General features: G+C 71.2%; 13 protein-coding genes. 11 read left to right on the top strand and 2 right to left on the bottom strand.

The features are described 5' to 3' along the window. Positions 1-4 precede the first annotated feature (4 nt). The gene (locus RI138_RS28740; RefSeq protein ID WP_311122212.1) at positions 5-898 is read right to left on the bottom strand and encodes a LysR family transcriptional regulator; all 894 of its coding nucleotides are present in this window, start codon (positions 896-898) and stop codon (positions 5-7) included. A gap of 332 nt (positions 899-1,230) precedes the next feature. On the opposite strand from RI138_RS28740, the gene RI138_RS28745 reads away from it, so the two are divergent. Together RI138_RS28745 and RI138_RS28750 are read left to right on the top strand one after the other, a co-directional pair. Further along, positions 1,231-2,280: a bile acid:sodium symporter family protein gene (locus tag RI138_RS28745; RefSeq protein ID WP_311122213.1), complete on the top strand. Its 1,050-nt coding sequence runs from the start codon at positions 1,231-1,233 to the stop codon at positions 2,278-2,280. Between the two features lie 30 nt (positions 2,281-2,310). Then, the gene (locus RI138_RS28750) at positions 2,311-2,520 is read left to right on the top strand and encodes a helix-hairpin-helix domain-containing protein (RefSeq protein WP_311122214.1); all 210 of its coding nucleotides are present in this window, start codon (positions 2,311-2,313) and stop codon (positions 2,518-2,520) included. Between the two features lie 96 nt (positions 2,521-2,616). Here RI138_RS28750 and fdhD read toward each other — a convergent pair whose 3' ends face one another. Next, complete coding sequence (fdhD, locus tag RI138_RS28755; protein ID WP_311122215.1) at positions 2,617-3,456, bottom strand: formate dehydrogenase accessory sulfurtransferase FdhD; 840 nt, start codon at positions 3,454-3,456, stop codon at positions 2,617-2,619. A gap of 243 nt (positions 3,457-3,699) precedes the next feature. Here fdhD and RI138_RS28760 point away from each other — a divergent pair, with 243 nt between their 5' ends. From RI138_RS28760 to RI138_RS28800, 9 genes are all read left to right on the top strand, one after another. Next, the gene (locus tag RI138_RS28760) at positions 3,700-4,659 is read left to right on the top strand and encodes a beta-ketoacyl-ACP synthase III (protein ID WP_096628269.1); all 960 of its coding nucleotides are present in this window, start codon (positions 3,700-3,702) and stop codon (positions 4,657-4,659) included. A gap of 182 nt (positions 4,660-4,841) precedes the next feature. Continuing rightward, on the top strand, positions 4,842-6,023 hold the full coding sequence (locus tag RI138_RS28765; protein WP_311123050.1) for an ROK family transcriptional regulator: 1,182 nt from the start codon (positions 4,842-4,844) through the stop codon (positions 6,021-6,023). A gap of 233 nt (positions 6,024-6,256) precedes the next feature. After that, positions 6,257-7,780: a sugar ABC transporter ATP-binding protein gene (locus RI138_RS28770; RefSeq protein WP_311122216.1), complete on the top strand. Its 1,524-nt coding sequence runs from the start codon at positions 6,257-6,259 to the stop codon at positions 7,778-7,780. After that, positions 7,777-8,829, top strand: a complete 1,053-nt coding sequence (locus RI138_RS28775) for an ABC transporter permease (protein WP_311122217.1) — start codon at positions 7,777-7,779, stop codon at positions 8,827-8,829. The genes RI138_RS28770 and RI138_RS28775 overlap by 4 nt, the downstream gene beginning before the upstream one ends. A gap of 89 nt (positions 8,830-8,918) precedes the next feature. Beyond that, positions 8,919-9,956, top strand: a complete 1,038-nt coding sequence (locus tag RI138_RS28780) for a substrate-binding domain-containing protein (protein ID WP_311122218.1) — start codon at positions 8,919-8,921, stop codon at positions 9,954-9,956. A gap of 71 nt (positions 9,957-10,027) precedes the next feature. Beyond that, positions 10,028-11,260, top strand: a complete 1,233-nt coding sequence (locus RI138_RS28785) for a Gfo/Idh/MocA family protein (protein ID WP_311122219.1) — start codon at positions 10,028-10,030, stop codon at positions 11,258-11,260. A 13-nt stretch (positions 11,261-11,273) separates the two neighbouring features. Further along, a complete protein-coding gene (locus tag RI138_RS28790) occupies positions 11,274-12,278 on the top strand; it encodes a sugar phosphate isomerase/epimerase family protein (RefSeq protein WP_311122220.1) in 1,005 nt (334 codons plus the stop codon). 290 nt (positions 12,279-12,568) lie between these two features. Further along, entirely contained in the window at positions 12,569-16,288 is a 3,720-nt protein-coding gene (locus tag RI138_RS28795; protein WP_311122221.1) for a ThuA domain-containing protein, read from the top strand. Positions 16,289-16,381: 93 nt separating this feature from the next. Beyond that, on the top strand, positions 16,382-17,530 hold the full coding sequence (locus tag RI138_RS28800; RefSeq protein ID WP_311122222.1) for an inositol-3-phosphate synthase: 1,149 nt from the start codon (positions 16,382-16,384) through the stop codon (positions 17,528-17,530). The last annotated feature ends 177 nt before the right edge of the window (positions 17,531-17,707 follow it).

Raw genomic sequence — 17,707 nt, forward strand, 5'->3', positions numbered from 1 at the left:
CCCACTACGAGGCGTCGTGGCCGCCGCCCCCTCGGTGCAGCCGGTCCCCGCCCGCCAGGATCGCCGCCGCCAGCGCGTCGGCCGCCTCCTGCGCCGGACCCCCGCGACTCCCGTGCAGCAGTACGAAGTCGACACCGCCCAGCTCGGGCAGCCCCGCCCTGGCCGGAACCGGCACCAGACCAGGCGGAATCAGCCTCCGGGAGTGCGCCATCACCCCCAGGCCCGCCCGCGCAGCCGCCACAAGACCGCTCAGGCTCGTACTCGTGACCGCGATCCGCCAGGCCCGCCCGTGTTCCTCCAGCACCTCCAGCGCGCGGGCCCGGGTGAGCCCCGGCGGCGGGAAGACGACCAGCGGCACCGGGCGCTCCGGATCGAGCCGCAGGCCCGGCGCGCCGATCCAGTCCAGGGCGTCCCGCCACACCAGCTCGCCGTGCGTGTCGTCGGTGCGGCGCTTGGCCAGGACGAGATCCAGGCGGCCCGCCGCGAGCTGCCGGTGCAGGGTCCCCGACAGCTCCACCGTGAGCTGGAGCTCGACGTCCGGGTGCTCGCGGCGGAAGGCCTCCAGGATCTCCGGGAGCCGCGTCAGTACGAAGTCCTCGGAGGCCCCGAAGCGCAGCCGCCCGCGCAGCCGGGTGCCCGCGAAGAACGCGGCGGCCCGCTCGTGCGCCGCGAGGATCGTCCGGGCGAAGCCGAGCATCGCCTCGCCGTCCTCGGTCAGATCGACCCGGTGGGTGTCCCGCGCGAACAGCTGGCGCCCCGCCGCCTCCTCCAGCCGCCGCACGTGCTGGCTCACCGTGGACTGGCGGACCCCGAGCCTGCGGGCGGCCTGGGTGAAGCTCAGCGTCTGGGCGACGGCGAGGAAGGTACGCAGCTGGGCGGGGTCGTACGAGGCGTCCATCAGTCCACGTTATCGAGAACGGTGATGACAGTCAGAGCGGTGTACGGGTTTCCCGATCGCCTGGTCAGGAGCAGGATGGTGCCGGTACGGCCGGGTTCTCCGGAGCCCGGCGCGGCCGGGTGTCACGCGCCTGGTGCGGCTGGGCATCCCGTAGCCCGGTACGGCCGGGTCTCCCGCGCCTGGTACGGCTGGGCATTCCGGAGCCTCGTACGGCTGGGCTTCCCTCTGCCCGGTACGGCCTGGCTTCCCCGAGCCCGGTGCGGCCGGGGCTCCCGGGGCCCGGCATGGCCCGATGCCCGATGAACGAACCGTCCCGTGGAGCACCCGAGCACATGATCCGCCCCCTTCCGAAGCCGCCGTCCTGGCTGCCCGTCGACGCGTACGTCCTGGCGCTGATCGGCACCGTCGTGTCCGCGGCGCTGCTGCCCGCCCGGGGCACCGCCGCGGACGTGGCGGGCGGCGCCTCCACCGGCGCGGTCGCCCTGCTGTTCTTCCTGTACGGGGCGCGGCTCTCGACGGCTGAGGCGCTCGCCGGGCTGAAGCACTGGCGGCTCCACCTCACGGTCCTGGCCTGCACGTTCGTCGCTTTCCCGCTGCTGGGGCTGGCGAGCAAGGGGCTGGTGCCGTATGTGCTGACGCCGGAGCTCCAGGCGGGCTTCCTCTTCCTGTGCCTGGTGCCCTCCACGATCCAGTCCTCGATCGCCTTCACCTCGATCGCCCGTGGCAACGTGCCCGCCGCGATCTGTGCTGGGTCCTTCTCCAGCCTCGCCGGGATTCTCGTGACCCCGCTGCTGGCCGCCCTGCTGCTCGGCTCGGCCGCCGGCGGGTTCTCGGCGGACTCCCTGCTGAAGATCGTGCTCCAGCTGCTCGTCCCGTTCCTCGCCGGACAGCTGCTGCGCCGCTGGATCGGCGGGTACCTCGTCCGGCACAAGAAGGTTCTCGGCCTGGTGGACCGCGGCTCGATCCTGCTCGTCGTCTACACCGCGTTCAGCGAGGGGATGGTGGCTGGCGTCTGGTACCAGGTCACCCCGGCCCGCCTCGCCGCCCTGCTCGGCGCCGAGGCGGTGCTGCTCGCGCTGATGCTCGCGCTGACCTGGTCCGGGGCGCGGTGGCTCGGGTTCGGCCGGGAGGACCGGATCGCGATTCAGTTCGCCGGGTCGAAGAAGAGCCTGGCGGCCGGGCTGCCGATGGCGAGCGTGCTGTTCGGGGCGCACGCGAGCCTGGCAGTGCTGCCGCTGATGCTCTTCCACCAGATGCAGCTGATGGTCTGCGCGGTGATCGCCAAACGCCGCTCCCGCGACCTTGAGGCGCAGGACCCGGCGGCCGCCGAGGACTCCGTCGCCGGGCCGTTGTCGGACCCCGCGGTTACGGTGACCCGGTAGCGCCGATCACCGCCGATACGGAGGACCGCCATGCCCGGCCGGCCTGATGCCGACGACTTCCCGCACGCCGCGGGCAACCCGGCCCGCGGCGCCCTGCGCGCGGCGGGCTGCACCCGGCTCACCCAGCTCACCGCCCTGACGGCCGCCGAGGTGCTGGCGCTGCACGGGGTCGGCCCGAAGGCGATCCGGGTGCTGCGCGAGGCGCTGGCCGCCGAGGGGCTGTCGTTCGCGGGGGAGTGAACCCACGGGTTCCGGCATGCCGTGGGGGCCGCAGAGCGGTCACCCTTGCCGCGCGAGCCCTCACTCACCCCTGTCGGGCCCGAGCCGTCACCCCTGTCAGGTCCCCGCCTCCAGCGCGATCCGGTGCTCACCCGCGTACACGTTCATCGACGGCCCCCGCAGGAAGCCGACCAGCGTCAGGCCGCTCTCCGCCGCCAGGTCCACCGCCAGGGACGACGGCGCCGAGACCGCCGCCAGCACCGGGATGCCCGCCATCACGGCCTTCTGCGCCAGCTCGAACGAGGCCCGCCCGGACACCAGCAGCACCGCGCGCGACAGCGGCAGCCGGGAGTCCGTCAGCGCCCGGCCCACCAGCTTGTCGACCGCGTTGTGCCGACCGACGTCCTCCCGTACGTCCAGCAGCTCACCCTCCTCGGAGAAGAGGGCGGCCGCGTGCAGCCCGCCGGTCCGGTCGAACACCTTCTGCGCGGCCCGCAGCCGGTCCGGGAGAGCCGACAGCAGCTCGGGAGAGAGGCGGACCGGGGGCGCGTCGGCGACCGGGTGGCGGGTCGTGGTGCGTACCGCGTCGAGGCTCGCCTTGCCGCACAGGCCGCACGAGGACGTGGTGTATACGTTCCGTTCCAGCGTGATGTCGGGCACCACGACGCCCGGCGCGAGCCTCACGTCCACCACGTTGTACGTGTTCACGCCGTCCGCCGTGGCCCCGGCGCAGTAGACGACCGACTGCACCTCGTCCTCCTCGGCGACCACCCCCTCGCTGACCAGGAACCCCACGGCCAGCGCGAAGTCGTCGCCGGGCGTCCGCATGGTGATGGCCAGGGGTCTGCCGTTCAGCCGGATCTCCAGGGGCTCTTCCGCCACGAGGGTGTCGGCGCGGGCGGAGACGGCGCCGTCCCGGATACGGAGGGTGCGGCGGCGTTCGGTGACCCGTCCCATAGAGTTGAATCCGATTCTGTCCGTGCGCGGAGGCCCCGTGCCGAGTGCGGGAGCCGGAACCTGACCCCGCCATTGTCCGACACACCGACCGGCCTGTCGCAGTCGCCCGCACAGCACGCTGACCAGGCAGTTGTCAACGCTCCAACGTCCGGCCCGGATTCCTGTGGGATCACGTGCCCCCGTACCGGGCGGTAGCGACCAAGACTGGATGGTTCCTGCCCTACATCCCGAGGGGAACCCCGTATGACCGGCTCACGTGTCGTGGCGCTCGGCCACTATCAGCCAGCCAAGGTGCTCACCAACGACGACCTGGCGGCGATGGTCGACACGAGTGACGAGTGGATCACGAGCCGGGTCGGCATCAAGACCCGGCACGTGGGAGGCCCCGACGAGCCGGTGGACGAACTGGCGGCGCACGCGGGAGCCAAGGCGCTGGCCGCCGCCGGTCTCCAGCCCTCGGACATCGATCTGGTCCTCGTCGCCACATCCACCGCCATCGACCGGTCCCCGAGCATGTCGGCGCGGGTTGCCGCACGGCTCGGCATGGGCTCGCCCGCCGTGATGGACATCAACGTGGTGTGCTCCGGGTTCACCCACGCCCTGGCCACCGCCGACCACACGATCCGGGCCGGTGCGGCGACCCGGGCGCTGGTCATCGGTGCCGACAAGATGGGCGACATCGCGGACTGGACCGACCGCTCCACGTGCGTCCTGCTCGGCGACGGAGCGGGCGCCGCGGTCGTCACCGCCGACCCGGGAGCCCCCGACACCCCGGACGGCCCCGGGATCGGGCCGGTGCTGTGGGGATCGGTGCCGGAGATGGGCAACGCCGTACGGATCGAGGGGACGCCGCCGCGCTTCGCGCAGGAGGGCCAGTCCGTCTACCGCTGGGCCACCACCCAGCTGCCCCCGATCGCCCGGCAGGTCTGCGAGAAGGCGGGCATCGCACCGGAGGATCTGGCAGCCGTCGTCCTGCACCAGGCCAATCTGCGGATCATCGAGCCGGTCGCCCGGAGGATCGGCGCGGTCAACGCGGTCATCGCCCGGGACGTCGTGGACTCCGGCAACACCTCCGCCGCGTCCATCCCGATGGCGCTCTCCAAGCTGGTCGAGCGCGGCGAGGTCGCCTCCGGCGCGCCCGTCCTGCTCTTCGGCTTCGGCGGAAACCTCTCGTACGCGGGACAGGTCATCCGCTGCCCCTGAGCGCTGCCCGCGTCACTCCCCGCGTCACTCCTCACGTCACCCCGGAGCACCTTTGTCCTGGGTGTGGAGAAAGTCGGGGCTGATTCCTGCGCAACTTCTTCCCACCCCGGGAAAGCGCTGCTACGTTCCCCTCGAAAGCCCGACGGACTGGCCGATGTGGCGGGGAGGGACGCGTGAGACGTATGACGGCACGGCCCGCGAACGCGCATCAGGCGCGGCTGCTCCGGCTGCTGCGCGACGGGGGCCCCAACTCCCGTGCCCAGCTGGGTGATCAGGTCGACCTCTCGCGCTCGAAACTCGCCGTCGAGGTGGACCGGCTGCTGGAGACCGGCCTGGTGGTGGCCGACGGACTCGCCGCATCACGTGGCGGACGCCGCTCGCACAACGTCCGGCTCGCTCCCGAACTGCGTTTCCTCGGGGTCGACATCGGCGCGACCTCGGTCGATGTGGCCGTCACCAACGCGGAGCTGGAGGTGCTGGGACACCTCAACCATCCGATGGACGTGCGCGAGGGGCCTGTCGCCGTCTTCGAGCAGGTGCTGTCGATGACCGCCAAACTGCGGGCCTCCGGGCTCGCCGACGGCTTCGACGGCGCGGGCATCGGAGTCCCCGGCCCCGTGCGCTTCCCCGAAGGTGTGCCGGTCGCGCCGCCGATCATGCCCGGCTGGGACGGCTTCCCGGTCCGCGAGGCGCTCAGCCAGGAGCTGGGCTGCCCCGTCATGGTCGACAACGACGTGAACCTCATGGCGATGGGGGAGCAGCACGCGGGCGTCGCCCGCTCCGTGGCCGACTTCCTCTGCGTCAAGATCGGCACGGGTATCGGCTGCGGCATCGTCGTCGGCGGCGAGGTGTACCGCGGTACGACGGGCAGCGCGGGCGACATCGGGCACATCCAGGTGACACCGGACGGCCGGGCCTGCGCCTGCGGCAACCGGGGCTGCCTGGAAGCCCACTTCAGCGGTGCGGCCCTCGCCCGGGACGCGGAGGACGCGGCCCGGGAGGGACGGTCGCCCGAGCTCGCCGTCCGGCTGGCGGCGGCGGGCCGCCTCACCGCCGCCGATGTGGCCGCCGCCGCGGCGGCCGGGGACGCGGCCTCCCTCGACCTGATCCGCGAAGGCGGCAACCGGGTCGGCCAGGTCATCGCCGGTCTCGTCAGCTTCTTCAATCCCGGTCTGGTGGTGATCGGCGGCGGGGTCACCGGCCTCGGTCACAACCTCCTCGCCAGTGTCCGCACCCAGGTCTACAAGCAGTCCCTGCCCCTGGCCACCGGCAATCTCCCCATCGTGCTGGGCGAGTTGGGGCCCGCCGCCGGAGTGACCGGCGCGGCCCGGCTCATCAGCGACCACCTCTTCTCACCGGCCTGACCCAGGGGCCGTACGCACCACCGTTCCGTCACTCGCCAGGTCTTCATCAGGTACTCGTCAGGCATTCGTCCCTACGCATCAGGTACTCAGCTCCTCAGGTACCAGTCGGCAGCCGTTCGCGGTGCCGCCGGCTCCACGGCACCTCCAGCCCTGCGCCCTGTCCGCTCACCGGCCCTCCCCGCTCCCTCGGCACGTCCGAGCAGGGGAGACCCCATTCGCCGAGGGGATTCGTCATGGCACCAGAACCACCCCTGCTCACCATGTCCGGCATCACCAAGTCCTTCCCCGGCGTACGCGCCCTGGACGGCGTCGACCTGGAGGTCCAGGCCGGCGAGGTCCACTGCCTCCTCGGCCAGAACGGTGCGGGCAAGTCCACCCTCATCAAGGTGCTCGCCGGAGCCCACCAGCCCGACGGCGGAGAGATCACCTGGCGCGGCGGCCCCGTCCAGCTCAAGTCGCCGATCGCCGCCATGCGCCTGGGTATCGCCACCATCTACCAGGAACTCGACCTCGTCGAAGGGCTGTCGGTGGCCGAGAACGTCTTCCTCGGCCACGAACCGACCAGTGCGGGCTTCATCGTCCGTACGGGGGAGGGGCGTTCGGCGGCGAGGGCGCTGCTCGCCCGCCTCGGCCACCCGGAGATCGACCCCGCCCGGCCGGTCGGGGACCTCTCGGCCGCCCAGCAGCAGATCGTCTCCATGGCGCGGGCGCTCTCCCACGACGTACGGCTCATCGTCATGGACGAGCCCTCAGCCGCCCTCGACCCCGACGAGGTCGACAACCTGTTCCGGATCGTCGACGACCTCACCGCCGACGGGGTTGCCGTCGTCTATATCTCGCACCGGCTGGAGGAGATCCGCCGCATCGGCGACCGGGTCACCGTCCTCAAGGACGGCCGGGCCGTCGCCGTCGGGCTGCCCGCCGCGGACACACCCACACGCGACATCGTTGCCATGATGACCGGCCGGGACGTCGCGTACGTCTTCCCGCCGCGCCCCGAGGAGCCCGCCGGCACCCCAGCGGAGCCCGTGCTGCGGGTCCAAGGCCTGTCCCGTGAAGGGGAGTTCGCCCCTGTCGACCTGGAGCTGCGGCCGGGTGAGATCGTCGGCCTCGCCGGACTCGTCGGCTCGGGGCGCTCCGAGATCCTGGAGACGATCTACGGCGCCCGCCGGGCGACCACCGGGACCGTCACCGTCGCGGGCAAGGAGCTCCGCCCCGGCAGCGTCCGCGCCGCCGTAGCCGCGGGCATCGGGCTCGCCCCCGAGGAACGCAAGGCGCAGGCCCTGCTGCTCACCGAATCGGTCACCCGCAACGTCTCCGTCTCCTCCCTCTCCCGCTTCGCCCGGCTCGGCTGGATCGACCGGGGCGGTGAACGGAAGGCGGCCCGGCAGGCCACCCGGGAACTCTCGCTCCGGCCCGACAACCCGGACGCCGCCGTCCGGACCCTCTCCGGCGGCAACCAGCAGAAGGCCGTCCTGGCCCGCTGGCTGCTCCGGGGCTGCCGGGTCCTCCTGCTCGACGAACCGACCCGTGGCGTCGACGTCGGCGCCCGCGCCGAGCTCTACGCCGTGATCCGCCGGCTGGCCGACGAAGGCCTCGCCGTCCTGCTCGTCTCCAGCGAAGTGCCCGAAGTGCTGGGCCTCGCCGACCGGGTGCTGGTGCTCCGGGAGGGCCAGGTGGTCCACACCGCCCCCGCCCGGGAGCTCGACGAGCACCGCGTACTCGACCTCGTGATGGAAGGGAGCCCGACGCCATGACACAGCCCGCCCCGTCGGCGCAGCACAACGGGCCGGACAAGGGGGACCCCACCGGTCCCGCCGGCCCGCCGCCGTCGAAGACGGGCGGTGAGCGGCCCGGCCTCGGCCTGCGGTTCGACGTCCGGACCCTGTCCCTGCTCGGCGTGCTCGCCGCCCTCGTCCTGGTCGGCGGCATCACCGAACCGGACGCCTTCCTGGACACCGGGAACCTCCAGCTGATCCTGACCCAGGCGTCCGTCATCGGGGTCGTCACCGTCGGCATGACCTTCGTCATCACCAGCGGCGGCATCGACCTCTCCGTCGGAGCCATGGTCGCCCTCGCCTCCGTCTGGGCGACGACCCTGGCCACCCAGGAGTACGGCTTCGCGGGCATCGCGTTCACCGCCGTGATCGTCGGTGTCGCCGCCGGACTCGTGAACGGCGTCCTCATCGCGTACGGCGGAATGGTCCCGTTCATCGCGACGCTCGCCATGCTCGCCTCGGCCCGCGGTCTCGCGCTCCAGATCACCGACGGCAAGACCCAGATCGTCACCGTCGACTCGGTGCTGAACCTCGGCCTGCCCGACTCCTACATCCTCGGGGTCCCGCCGCTCGTCATCATGTTCGCCGTGGTCACGATCGTCGGCTGGCTGATCCTCAACCGCACCACCTTCGGCCGCCGGACGGTCGCCGTCGGAGGCAACGCGGAGGCCGCCCGGCTCGCCGGAATCGACGTCCGCCGCCAGCGCCTCTACCTCTACGTCCTGTCCGGCCTCTGCTGCGGCATCGCCGCCTTCATGCTGATCGTTCTGTCCGGATCCGGACAGAACACCAACGGCAACCTCTACGAGCTCGACGCCATCGCCGCCGCGATCATCGGCGGGACCCTGCTCAGCGGCGGCCGCGGCACCATCGTCGGGTCCGTCCTCGGAGTCCTCGTCTTCACCACGATCACCAACATCTTCGCGCTCAACAACCTCCAGAGCGACGTCCAGCAGATCGCCAAGGGCGCCATCATCGTCGCCGCCGTCCTCGTCCAGCGCCGCACCCTGCGCGGCGGCGAAACCTGAGCAGCCGTGTAACCCCCCCGGCACGCCCGCCCCTCCCCCCCCCGCACCCGCACGCCGTACCCACCCACCGGACGAAGGGTCAGACCGCCATGCCAGAAACCAGCCGCAGAGGGCTGCTGTTCGGAGCCGCAGCCGTCTCCACGGGCGCCCTCCTCACCGCCTGCACCAGCAACGAGCCGAAGAACGCCGAGCCCGCGGGCAACAGTCAGCCCGCGGCCGACGACAAGCCGGGCAAGCCCGTCACCATCGGCTTCGCCGGACCCCAGGCCGACCACGGCTGGCTCAACGCCATCAACGTGAACGCCAAGTCCCGGGCGGGGAAGTACTCCGAGGTGACGCTGGAGATCACCGAGGGCTCCAACGACACCGCCGCCCAGATCGGCCAGGTCAAGACCCTCATCAACAAGAAGGTCGACGTCCTCGTCATCCTCCCCGCCGACGGCAAGGCCCTCACCCAGGTCGGCCTGGAGGCCATGAAGGCCGGCATCCCCGTCGTCAACCTGGACCGCGTCTTCGCCTCCCCCCAGGCCTACCGATGCTGGGTCGGCGGCGACAACTACGGCATGGGCCTCAACGCCGGGCACTACATCGGCGAACAGCTCAAGGGCAAGACGAACGCCAAGGTCGTCGAACTGGCCGGGATCGACAACCTGGAGCTGACCAAGCAGCGCAGCCAGGGCTTCTCCGACGCGCTCAAGAACTACCCCGACATCAAGCTGGTGGCCCGTCAGGCCGCCGACTTCACCGTCGAGTCGGGCCAGGCGAAGATGGCTCAACTCCTCCAGGCGCAGAAGCAGTTCGACGCCCTGTGGAACCACGACGACGACCAGGGCGTCGGAGCGCTGCGCGCCATCGAGCAGGCGGGTCGCGACGAGTTCATCATGGTCGGCGGGGCCGGGGCCAAGTCCGCCATGGAAGCCATCAAGGCCGACGACGGAGTCCTGAAGGCCACCGTCCTCTACCCGCCGACGATGGCCGCTTCCGCCATCGACCTCGCGCGCGCCCTCGGCCAGAGCAAGGGCATCAGCGGCCTCTCCGAGATGGAGATCCCGACCTCGCTGACCCTGTACTCCGCCGTGGTCACCAAGGACAACATCGACCAGTACCTGCCGACGGGCTTCAACTGACCGGGAGTCCGGGGGATGCGGACGGCGCATCCCCCGGCCCGTTACCGCACACCGACGAGGAGGAAGTCCGCATGGCCCGTAGTCAAGAGACGGAAACGCAGACCGCCGCAGCACCGCCGCCGCAGCAGGCGCCGGGAACGCTCGGGGTCGGCATGGTCGGTTACGCGTTCATGGGCGCCGCCCACTCCCAGGGCTGGCGCACCGCGGGACACGTCTTCGACCTGCCGGTGCGGCCCGCTCTCGCCGCGATCTGCGGACGCGACCGTGCGGCGGTCGACGCCGCGGCCGCCCGGCACGGCTGGGCGGCCGCCGAGACCGACTGGCGGGCGCTGATCGTCCGGGACGATGTCCAGCTCATCGACATCTGCACCCCCGGTGACAGCCATGCGGAGATCGCCATCGCCGCCCTGGAGGCGGGCAAGCACGTGCTGTGCGAGAAGCCGCTCGCCAACACCGTCGCGGAGGCCGAGGAGATGGTCCGCGCCGCCGAAGCGGCGAAGGCACGCGGCCAGGTGGCGATCGTCGGCTTCAACTACCGCAAGGTGCCCGCCATCACGTACGCCAGGCAGCTCATCGCGGACGGCCGCCTCGGCACCCTGCGCCACGTCCGGGCCAGCTACCTCCAGGACTGGCTGGTGGACCCCGCCTCCCCGCTGACCTGGCGGCTCCAGCGCGAACGCGCGGGCTCGGGCGCGCTCGGCGACCTGGGGGCGCACATCGTTGACCTCGCCCAGTACCTGGCGGGGGAGCTGCTGACCGGGGTGTCGGCCGTGGCCGAGACCTTCGTGCGGGAGCGGCCGCTGCTCGCCGGGCCCGTCGCCGGTCTCTCCGGCGGCGCGGACGCGACGGAGCTGGGCGACGTGACCGTGGACGACGCCGCGGTCTTCACCGGCCGCCTCGCCTCCGGGGCGCTGGCCTCCTTCGAGGCGACCCGGATGGCGGCGGGACGCAAGAACGCGCTGCGGCTGGAGATCAACGGGGAGCTGGGGTCGCTCGCCTTCGACCTGGAACGGCTCAACGAGCTCTCCTTCCACGACCACACCGAACCCGCCGCCACCGCCGGCTTCCGCCGCATCCTGGTCACCGAACCCGAACACCCCTACCTGGAGGCCTGGTGGCCGCCGGGCCACGGCCTCGGCTACGAGCACACCTTCGTCCACCAGGCGCGCGACGTGATCCGCACGATCACCGAAGGCACCGAACCCCGGCCCTCGTTCGCGGACGGGCTCCAGGTGCAGCGGGTGCTCGCCGCCGTCGAGGAGAGCGCCGCCAAGAACTCCGTACACACCCCGGTCCCCTCCTAGGAGGTCCTCGCCCATGCCCCGACCCTTCACCCTGTTCACCGGCCAGTGGGCCGACCTCCCGCTGGAGGAGGTCTGCCGCCACGCCCGGGACTTCGGCTACGACGGCCTCGAACTCGCCTGCTGGGGAGACCACTTCGAGGTCGACAAAGCCCTCGCGGACCCCGGCTACCTGGACGGCAGGCACCAACTGCTCGACAAGTACGGGCTGAAGTGCTTCGCCGTCTCCAACCACCTGGTCGGCCAGGCGGTCTGTGACAGCCCGATCGACGAACGCCACCAGGGCATCCTGCCCGCCCGAATCTGGGGCGACGGCGAGGCCGAAGGCGTACGGCAGCGGGCCGCCGCCGAGATCGCCGACACCGCACGGGCAGCCGCCGCCTTCGGCGTCGACACGGTGGTCGGATTCACCGGATCCTCGATCTGGCACCTCGTCGCGATGTTCCCGCCGGTCCCGCCCCACATGATCGAGCGGGGCTACGAGGACTTCGCGGAGCGCTGGAACCCGATCCTGGACGTCTTCGACGCGGAGGGAGTGCGCTTCGCCCACGAAGTGCACCCGAGCGAGATCGCGTACGACTACTGGACCACCGCGCGGGCCCTCGAAGCGGTGGACCACCGGCCCGCGTTCGGGTTGAACTTCGACCCGAGCCACTTCGTCTGGCAGGACCTCGACCCGGTCGGCTTCCTCTACGACTTCCGGGACCGGATCTACCACGTGGACTGCAAGGAGGCCCGCAAGCGCCTCGACGGCCGCAACGGCCGCCTGGGCTCGCACCTGGCCTGGGGCGACCCCCGGCGCGGCTGGGACTTCGTCTCGGCGGGGCACGGCGACGTGCCCTGGGAGGACGTGTTCCGGATGCTCCGGTCCATCGGCTACGAGGGCCCCATCTCCGTGGAGTGGGAGGACGCGGGCATGGACCGGCTGACCGGTGCGCCGGAAGCGCTTGCCAGCCTCAAACGGTTCGACTTCGACCCGCCGTCGGCCTCCTTCGACGCGGCCTTCGGCGGCGGCGAGTAGCACCGCAGAGAGGGAAGCTCCGGGGGAACACGGCCTCCGTGAAGGCCTCCCGGGGCTGCCTCGCCCTGCCCGAAATCTCGTTTGTCCTGCCGGAAGCAGAAGTTCGACTTACCTGTTGCACAAGGGCTTTCCGGCACGGACGAACAGGTCTACCGTCCACCTCGTGTACACGACATGACTCGCGTCACCGGGGACGCTCCCGGCTCCGGTGACGCACGCGCGGCAGTCCCCGCGCGGCACGGCACGGCTCCAACCCGCCCGTACAACCGGCACTCCCCGGAGGACCTCTCGTGCACCGAACCAGACAGCGGCTCCTTGCCCGGACCCGCGTACGCAGATCGCTCGCGCTGTTCACCGGCGGACTCCTCACCGCCGCGACCCTGACCCTCGGCTCCGCGCCCGGCGCCACCGCCCACCCGGGCCACCCCGGGCACGAGGCACCCGCGGCTGAGGACTTCCAGCAAGTCACCCTCGCCAAGGGCGTGGAGGAGACCGGTGAGCCCATGTCGCTGGCCGTCCTCCCCGACCGCAGCGTGCTGCACACCTCGCGCGGCGGCGAGCTGCGGATCACCGACAGCGCGGGCAACACCCGTATCTCCGGCACCCTCCCCGTGTACACCCACGACGAGGAAGGCCTCCAAGGCGTGGGCGTCGACCCGGACTTCGCTCAGAACCGGGCCATCTACCTCTTCTACGCGCCCCCGATGGACACCCCGCCCGGCGACGCCCCCGAGACCGGAACCGCCGCCGACTTCGAGAGATTCGAGGGCGTCAACCGGCTCTCCCGCTTCGTCCTGAACGAGGACGGCACCCTCGACACCGCCAGCGAGAAGAAGGTCCTCGACGTCCCCACCTCGCGCGGCATCTGCTGCCACGTCGGCGGCGACATCGACTTCGACAAGGACGGCAACCTCTACCTCTCCACCGGCGACGACACCAACCCCTTCGCCTCCGACGGATTCACCCCGATCGACGAACGCCCCGACCGGAACCCGGCGTTCGACGCCCAGCGCACCTCCGGCAACACCAACGACCTGCGCGGCAAGATCCTGCGCATCAAGGTCGCCGAAGACGGCTCGTACACCGTCCCCGAGGGCAACCTCTTCGAGCCCGGAACGGACAAGACCCGCCCCGAGATCTACGCGATGGGCTTCCGCAACCCGTTCCGCTTCTCCGTCGACCAGGCCACCGGCATCGTGTACGTCGGTGACTACGGCCCCGACGCCGGCGCGGCCGACCCGGACCGCGGCCCCTCCGGGAAGGTCGAGTTCGCTCGGGTGACGAAGGCGGGCAACTTCGGCTGGCCGTACTGCGTGGGCGACAACGAGCCGTACATGGACTACGACTTCGCCACCAAGAGCTCCGGCGCGGCCTTCGACTGCTCCGCGCCGAGGAACGAGTCGCCGCACAATACCGGCCTCGTCGACCTGCCGCCGGCCGAGGCCGCCTGGATACCGTACGACGGTGGATCGGTACCCGAGTTCGGCACCGGCTCCGAGTCCCCGATGGGCGGTCCCGTATACCGTTACGACGCCGACCTCGACTCCCCGGTCAAGTTCCCCGAGGCCTACGACGGCGACTTCTTCGCCGGTGAGTTCGGCCGCAGGTGGATCAAGCGCATCGAGCAGGACGCCGACGGCGCGGTCCAGTCCGTCAACGACGTTCCGTGGTCCGGTACGCAGATCATGGACATGGCCTTCGGCCCGGACGGGGCGCTGTACGTCCTCGACTACGGCCTCGCCTGGTTCGGCGGCGACGAGAACTCCGCGCTCTACCGCATTGAGAACGCCACCGGAGGCCGCTCGCCCATCGCGGAGGCCTCGGCGAACAAGACGTCGGGCACCGCACCGCTGAAGGTGAGGTTCTCCTCGGCGGGCACATCGGACGGCGACGGCGACGCGCTGGACTACTCCTGGGACTTCGGCGACGGCGGCACCTCGACCGCCGCCAACCCCACGTACACGTACAAGAAGAACGGCACGTACGTCGCGACGCTCACCGCCGAGGACCCGACCGGCCGCACCGGCTCGGCCAGCGTCCACGTGACCGTCGGCAACACCGCCCCGACCGTGGAGCTGGTGCTCCCCGAGGACGGACAGCTCTTCGAGTTCGGTGACTCCGTGCCCTTCAAGGTGAACGTCAGAGACCCGGAGGACGGGACCGTCGACTGCACCGAGGTCGAGGTCAAGTTCACCCTGGGCCACGACAGTCACGGCCACGACATCACCACCGAGCACGGCTGCGAAGGCACCATCAAGACCGCCATGGAAGGCGGCCACGACCCCAACGCCAACATCTACGGCGGTATCTCGGCCTCGTACACCGACAACGGAGGCGGCGGCCAGGCCGAGCTGACCGGCAAGGACCAGGCGCGGCTCCAGCCCAGGCACCGGCAGGCCGAGCACTACGACGACTCCTACGGTGTCACCACCCCGGGCAAGGAGAGCGCGCACGGCGGCAAGACCGTCGGCGACATCCACAACGACGACTGGATCTCCTTCAGGACGTACGTCCTCGGCGGCACAACCAAGCTCACCGCCCGTATCTCGTCGGCCGGTTCGGGCGGCTTCCTCGAAGTGCGCACCGGTTCGCCCACCGGGAAGATCCTCGGCTCGGGACCGATCCCGGTGACCGGCAGCTGGGACACCTTCCAGGACGTCGACATCCCGCTGCGCGGAGCCCCGAAGAAGCAGACGGAACTCTTCCTCGTCTTCAAGGGCGGCGACGGAGCCCTCTACGACGTGGACGACTTCGAGCTGTCGAACACCCCGGTCGACAGGACGGCCAAGCGCGTCCTGGTCTTCTCCAAGACCGCCGGCTTCCGCCACGACTCGATTCCGGACGGCATCGCCGCCCTGAAGGAGATCGGCAAGGGCGCCAACATCACGGTCGACTCCACTGAGTCCGCCGCCCAGTTCACCACCAGCAACCTCGCCCGCTACGACGCCGTCGCCTTCCTCTCCACCACCGGTGACGTCCTCAACGCCGAGCAGCAGAAGGCGTTCGAGAACTACGTCGCCACCGGCGGAGGTTACGTCGGCATCCACGCGGCCGCCGACACCGAGTACGACTGGGAGTTCTACGGCGGCCTCGTCGGCGCCTACTTCGACTCCCACCCGCAGATCCAGCCCGCCACCGTCCGCGTCGAGGACCACGACCACCCCGCCACCGCCCATCTGGACGAGGAGTGGGAGCGCACCGACGAGTGGTACAACTACCGCACCAATCCCCGGGACAAGGCCAGGATCCTCGCCACCCTGGACGAAACCACCTACACCGGCGGCAACATGAAGGGCGACCACCCGATCTCCTGGTGCCAGGCCTACCAGGGAGGCCGCTCCTTCTACACCGGCCTCGGCCACACCAAGGAGTCCTACGCCGAACCGGCCTTCCGCAGCCACGTGCTGGGCGGCCTGCGCTACGCCACGGGCCAGGTCAAGGCCGACTGCAAGCCGGACAAGGGCTATCGGGCCATCTTCAACGGCAAGACCCCGGAAGGCTGGAAGCAGGCGGGCCCGGGGCAGTTCTCCGTCAAAGACGGCGCCCTGCACTCCGAGGGCGGCATGGGCCTGCTCTACTACCAGGCGAAGGAGCTGAAGTCCTACTCCCTCAAGCTCGACTGGAAGATGGCGGGCGACGACAACTCCGGTGTCTTCGTGGGCTTCCCGGAGTCGGACGACCCCTGGTCGGCGGTGAACAACGGCTACGAGATCCAGATCGACGCCACCGACGCGGCCGACCGCACCACGGGCGCCGTCTACGGGTTCAAGTCGGCCAATATCAAGGCCCGTGACCGTGTCCTGCGGCCACCGGGGCAGTGGAACAGCTACGAGATCAAGGTCCAGGGCGAACGTCTGCGGATCTTCCTCAACGGAACGAAGATCAACGACTTCACCAACACCGACCCCGTCCGCAGCCTGAAGGACGGCTACATAGGCCTCCAGAACCACGGGGCCGACGACCAGGTGTCGTTCCGCAACATCCAACTGAAGGAGCTGCCCTCGACGTAGGGCGGCCGCCTCTGCCGACGACGGGCGGGGGAAGCGCACACACCTTCCCCCGCCCGTCGTCCTCCACCCCGACCCCCCTCAGGGAGGCAGCCCGTGACCGCACACGCCGATCGTGAACGCCGTGCCGACGCCCCAGGCCGCACCGGCGTCTGGTTCATCGGGGCACGCGGCTCCGTCGCCACCACCGCCACCGCAGGGTGCGCGGCCATCGCAGCGGGCCTCCACCCGCCGACCGGCATGGTCACCGAGACGTCCCCCTTCGCCGACAGCGGCCTGCCGTCCCTGACCAGCCTGGTCTTCGGCGGCCACGACACCCTCGACTGCCCGCTGTCCAAGCGGGCCGAGGCGCTGGCCGAGGGCGGGGTGCTCCCGTACGGGCTGCCCTCCGCCGTACGCGCGGAACTCGACGCCGCCGACGCCGAGATACGCCCCGGCGGACCGCTCCCCGGCGACCACCGCGGCGACGAGGAGCACATCGCCGCGTTCGCCGCCGACCTCACCGACTTCGCCCACCGTCACGACCTGGCACGCACCGTCGTCATCAACGTCGCCTCCACCGAACCCGCTCCCGGCCCCGACGCCCCCCGGCTGCCCGCCAGTTCCCTGTACGCGGCAGCCGCCCTGAGGGCAGGCTGCGCCTACGCCAACTTCACCCCCTCCACCGGACTGCGCACCCCCGCGCTCACCGACACCGTCGCCTCCTGCCGACTTCCCCACGCCGGACGCGACGGCAAGACCGGCCAGACGCTGCTCCGTTCCGTACTCGCCCCGATGTTCCTCCAACGCGCCCTCGCGGTACGGGCGTGGTCCGGGTCGAACCTGCTGGGCGGCGGGGACGGGGCGGCGCTGGCCGATCCGGCGGCCGCGGCCGCCAAGAACGCGGGCAAGGAACGCGTCCTCGCCGACACCTTCGGCACCGCCCCCGAGGGTGAGGTCCACATCGATGACGTACCGGCGATGGGAGACTGGAAGACGGCCTGGGACCACATAGCCTTCGACGGCTTCCTCGGCTCCCGCATGATCCTCCAGACCATCTGGCAGGGCTGCGACTCGGCGCTCGCGGCCCCCCTGGTCCTGGACCTGGCGAGGCTGCTCGCCCGCGCCCACGAGACCGGGATCAGCGGCCCCCTGCCGGAGCTGGGCTTCTACTTCAAGGATCCGGACGGCGGCACGTCGGCCGCGCTGGCGGAGCAGTACGCCGCCTTGCTGGCCTTCGCCGAGCGGCTGCGGGACCAGGCATGAGGCGACGCCTGACGGCCCTCGTGGCCGCCCTCCGGACCACCCCGCCCGCTCTCCGGGCCGCTCCTGAACGCGGCGGCCGGACGCCCGCCGCTCCCGAAGACGGCCTGTCCGGTACGGGCGGGACTGCGCCCGCACCGGACAGGCTCCGGACGCCCCCCACGGGCCTGAACGGGGGAG

Origin of the sequence: Streptomyces durocortorensis (assembly GCF_031760065.1) — a bacterium.
In the GTDB taxonomy this organism is placed as follows: domain Bacteria; phylum Actinomycetota; class Actinomycetes; order Streptomycetales; family Streptomycetaceae; genus Streptomyces.

What these genes read in the sequence shown, in the direction of transcription:
- RI138_RS28785 (WP_311122219.1), top strand. Translation starts at nt 10,028, where the DNA reads ATGGCCCGTAGTCAAGAGACGGAAACGCAGACCGCCGCAGCACCGCCG.
- RI138_RS28750 (WP_311122214.1), top strand. Translation starts at nt 2,311, where the DNA reads ATGCCCGGCCGGCCTGATGCCGACGACTTCCCGCACGCCGCGGGCAAC.
- RI138_RS28740 (WP_311122212.1), bottom strand. Translation starts at nt 898, where the DNA reads ATGGACGCCTCGTACGACCCCGCCCAGCTGCGTACCTTCCTCGCCGTC.
- fdhD (WP_311122215.1), bottom strand. Translation starts at nt 3,456, where the DNA reads ATGGGACGGGTCACCGAACGCCGCCGCACCCTCCGTATCCGGGACGGC.
- RI138_RS28760 (WP_096628269.1), top strand. Translation starts at nt 3,700, where the DNA reads ATGACCGGCTCACGTGTCGTGGCGCTCGGCCACTATCAGCCAGCCAAG.
- RI138_RS28775 (WP_311122217.1), top strand. Translation starts at nt 7,777, where the DNA reads ATGACACAGCCCGCCCCGTCGGCGCAGCACAACGGGCCGGACAAGGGG.
- RI138_RS28770 (WP_311122216.1), top strand. Translation starts at nt 6,257, where the DNA reads ATGGCACCAGAACCACCCCTGCTCACCATGTCCGGCATCACCAAGTCC.
- RI138_RS28765 (WP_311123050.1), top strand. Translation starts at nt 4,842, where the DNA reads ATGACGGCACGGCCCGCGAACGCGCATCAGGCGCGGCTGCTCCGGCTG.
- RI138_RS28790 (WP_311122220.1), top strand. Translation starts at nt 11,274, where the DNA reads ATGCCCCGACCCTTCACCCTGTTCACCGGCCAGTGGGCCGACCTCCCG.
- RI138_RS28745 (WP_311122213.1), top strand. Translation starts at nt 1,231, where the DNA reads ATGATCCGCCCCCTTCCGAAGCCGCCGTCCTGGCTGCCCGTCGACGCG.
- RI138_RS28780 (WP_311122218.1), top strand. Translation starts at nt 8,919, where the DNA reads ATGCCAGAAACCAGCCGCAGAGGGCTGCTGTTCGGAGCCGCAGCCGTC.